Below are 3,745 nucleotides of genomic sequence, written 5' to 3' on the forward strand. Positions count from 1 at the left end.
TGTCGGTCTGCCGGAGTTATTGAGACTTCGGTCCATTTGTTTTCAATGGTTTGCCTGCGTCGCATTTCTGAGACTGATTCAGGGTATGTGAGATTGGACACCGATTTGATTCATTGTTTGTGAGACGGCTCGACATCCGCGCACGGAGCAGATCATGTCCGATAATCCTGTTGCTGACAAGGATTGGGAAGAGGCCGAATTTCGCGCCCGGGCGCTGGCGGAGCTGCCGGAACGGCTGAGCCCGAGCGCCGTCGAACGGGCTATGCATCAGCTGAATGTCAGCCGATCCACGCTCTTTCGTCTGGTGAAGCAGTTTCGCGAGGACGGGCGGACCAGTGCACTTCTGCGTAATACGCGTGGGCCGAAGCCGGGCATGCATCCCCTCGACCCAGCGGTGGAAGAGATTGTATTCCGCCATTTCACGGGGTTTTATGCCACCCGTCGCAAGCCCACCAGGACGCGGTTCTGGCGCGAGGTTGCCGCTGACTGTCGGGCGCAAGGGTTGACGCCGCCGTCGATCCGCCGTTTGGATCGCTGGCTGGAGGGGCGCGACCAAGCAAAGCTGATGTCCCGGCGAGAAGGCAAGGACAAGGCCGAGCGGCGCCATCTGGCCACGCCGGGAGGTCTCGCTGCGAGCCACCCGTTGGAAATCGCCCAGATCGACCATACCAAGGCCGACGTAACGGTGGTCGATCCGGTCACGCGGCGCCCGCTCGGTCGCCCGACGCTGACCGTGGCAATCGACGTGAACACCCGAATGATTATGGGGTTTCACCTGTCGCTGGAGCCTCCTTCGCTTCTGGCTGTTGCGCTGTGTCTGACCCATGCGGTGATGGACAAATCGCATTGGCTCACCGCGCGCGGAATCAGCGCGGATTGGTCTGCGCAGGGTATCCCGAACGCAATTTACGTGGACAATGGCGCGGAGTTTCACGCTGCCGCCTTCGAGCGGGCCTGTTCGGAATACCAGATCGACCTGCGGCACCGACCACCGGGAACGCCGCGTTATGGCGGCCATATCGAACGGCTGATCGGAACAATGATGGGCGCGATTCACCTGCTGCCGGGCTCGCATTTCTCGAACGTTTTCGAGCGCGGCGATCTCGATGCCGAAGCCGAGGCGGTGATGACACTCGATGAGCTGGAGACCTGGCTCGCGCTCGAAATCACCGGCTCCTACCATGCGCGGGTCCACAGCGCCCTGGAAACCACGCCTGCGGCGGCTTGGGCGGCGCGGGTGAACGAGGCCCGGCTTCGCATGCCGGCCGATCTCAGGCAGTTCCTGGTCGATTTTCTGCCCTCCGAGCGGCGGGTTTTGCAGCGCGACGGCCTGCACCTCTTCCACATCCGCTACTGGTCGGACGGGTTGCGCTGGCTGATGGGCCGGGAGAGCCGCAAGTTCACGCTCAAATACGACCCGCGCGATCTCTCGCGCATCTTCGTCCTGACAGATGAGGGGATCATTGAAGCCCGACCGGCGGACCTGACACGGCCTGCAATCACGCTCTGGGAACACCGTGCGGCGCGGCGGTCGCTGCGCGAGGCTGGGCGCCGTTCTGTGGACGAGGAACTGATTTTCAGGACGATCGAGGCGCAGCGCGAGCTCATCGACACCGCCGTACGGCAGACCAAAGCCACGCGGCGCCATCAGGCGCGGCGGGCGCATCTGGCGCCCCTGTTGATGATCGATGTGACACCGGATGCCGCCGCGCGAGATACCCTGCCCGCGCCGGAAGGGGAGGGGAGCCCGTTCCTCAGCCACCCCGGTTTCAAGGTCGAGGAATGGTACGACGATGACTGAGTTCCCGCATCTCTATCCGGGAGCCGGCAAGATCGCCGCGCTCAGCGCGGAGGACCGTATTCTTCGGATTCGCGCCGACCGCTGGATTTCTTATCCCAGGGCCGAGGCCGCCCTGGGGAAGCTGGAAACGCTGATGTCGTTTCCCGAGCGTGCCCGCATGCCGAACCTGCTCATTGTCGGCGAGAGCGGCATGGGCAAGACGATGATCATAGAGAAGTTCACCCGCGATCACGCGGCCAGCTTCGAGGAGGTGAGCGGACGACTGCATATGCCGGTCGTCGCCGTACAGATGGTATCCGGGCCCGACGAAACGCGCTTCTACCGCCGGCTCCTGGCGGCGATTGGTGTCCCGGAACCGCCGCGGGCGACGCTGTCGGTGCTGGAAAGCCTGGCCTTGCGACTGCTCGCCGAGTTGCGCCCAAGGATGCTGGTGATCGACGAGATCCACAGCCTGCAGGCGGGGACGATCCGAGAACAGGCGAGATTCCTGAACATGCTGCGCTTTCTGGGCAACGAGCTGCGCGTCCCGTTGGTCTGTGTCGGTACAGCGCAGGCTCGCAACGCGCTGCGCACCGATGATCAACTGGTACGCCGCTTCGAGGCCTTCGCATTGCCGCCCTGGCGGGAGGGCGAGGATCTGAACGGGCTGATGAGTACGCTCGCGCGCACGCTGCCGCTCCGACGCGAAAGCCAGATCGACGGACAGGCGCTCACGCGGATCATCAAGGTGACCGGCGGCATCACCTCGGGCATTTTCTCGATCCTGTCGCAGCTGGCGATCGGCGCCATCGAAAGCGGCGAGGAACGCATCCTCTCGCGCGATATTCTGGACGGCGACCGGTTGCAGGCTGTCCTGGGAGAGCCGGTGTGACAGACCGCGGGCGCCTGCCGGTTGTTTACGCCCCTGAGGCCGATGAGCGGCTGTCCTCCTGGATAGCGCGCATGGCTGCGTTCTACGCCATGACGGTTTCGGAGTTCGTCGCCGTGCTTGGCCTGCAGGAGTGCGACGTGTTCGACTTGGAATGGCGGCTTTCGGAAGGGCAGGGGGCACTGATCGCGGCACGGACTGGCCTTTCGCCTGAAGCTGTGCGGGCGATGACGTTTTGGGATCTGCGGCCTGAAGCGCGTATGATGATCGCGCGCGCGCATGGACGTCGTTGCCCGGCTTGCCCATCGGACATCCGTCGAAGAACCTCGGCGCTGCCTTGGGCCTTTCACTGTGCGGTCCACGTTGCGGACTTACAGGATGCCGCCGGCGGCTCACTTCCGGCCATACTGGGCGACGGGCCGATGGCCGCATTGGAGAGGGCTGTGAAAGCCGGTGCGACCGTTCTCGAGGCTTGGGCGCATGGCGTCGGGCAGCAGGGCTTCGGCCCGGTCGAGATGCTGGCGCTGCTGACGGCGCGACACCGGCGTGCCTCGCCGCTGTCCCTGAGGGAGCAACCGCGCATGTCGCTCCAGACCCGGCGGAACTACCACGAATTCCTCACCACGCCGATCACTCGACAGGCGCTAACGGTGATCGTTCCCGAATACGATCGGGTGGCCCCGGTGCTGACAAAACCGGTCCTGTCTGGGCAGCGCAGTCTCGCTCAGGGTTCGCTGTTGCAATCCTTCGCGCTGACGGTAGGCATCGGCCGGATAGCTGAAGATCCTGTCGCGCGAGCGATCGACGTTCTGCTCGCCAGTGATGCGGACGGGGAAGGGCGGGTGCAAGCTGCGCTCAGCTCATGGCCTCTCTCGTTGAGAAGGCGTATCTCTGCCCGTCTCTGGCGTGCTCAGCGCGACGAGAGCGCGCGCCAGATCGTCGCGAAACCATCGAGACGGGGTCAGTCTCACAAATACCGGCGCGTCCAGTCTCATGAATACCGCGCCAGAATCTCATGAACCCCGGCATGTTCTTCGACGAAGTGCTTGAATCTCACGAATTCCGGTCATCCGACA

Annotated in this window: 3 protein-coding genes; all 3 read left to right on the plus strand. The window is 63.9% G+C overall.

Features of this window, described 5'->3' with window-relative positions; all coding sequences use genetic code 11:
• Positions 1–154: 154 nt before the first annotated feature.
• Positions 155–1,801, plus strand: coding sequence for a Mu transposase C-terminal domain-containing protein (locus tag HS053_RS21930; protein ID WP_174213368.1), 1,647 nt, complete (start codon positions 155–157; stop codon positions 1,799–1,801).
• Positions 1,794–2,672, plus strand: a complete 879-nt coding sequence (locus HS053_RS21935) for a TniB family NTP-binding protein (protein WP_174213369.1) — start codon at positions 1,794–1,796, stop codon at positions 2,670–2,672. Before HS053_RS21930 ends, HS053_RS21935 begins: the two co-directional genes overlap by 8 nt.
• Positions 2,673–2,743: 71 nt before the next feature.
• Positions 2,744–3,688, plus strand: coding sequence for a TniQ family protein (locus HS053_RS21940; protein WP_241699988.1), 945 nt, complete (start codon positions 2,744–2,746; stop codon positions 3,686–3,688).
• Positions 3,689–3,745: the final 57 nt, after the last annotated feature.

The organism is Tabrizicola fusiformis, from assembly GCF_013328815.1.
Lineage (GTDB): Bacteria > Pseudomonadota > Alphaproteobacteria > Rhodobacterales > Rhodobacteraceae > Fuscibacter.

Coding starts and splice junctions, on each gene's coding strand:
- HS053_RS21930 (WP_174213368.1), top strand. CDS start 155: ATGTCCGATAATCCTGTTGCTGACAAGGATTGGGAAGAGGCCGAATTT.
- HS053_RS21935 (WP_174213369.1), top strand. CDS start 1,794: ATGACTGAGTTCCCGCATCTCTATCCGGGAGCCGGCAAGATCGCCGCG.
- HS053_RS21940 (WP_241699988.1), top strand. CDS start 2,744: ATGGCTGCGTTCTACGCCATGACGGTTTCGGAGTTCGTCGCCGTGCTT.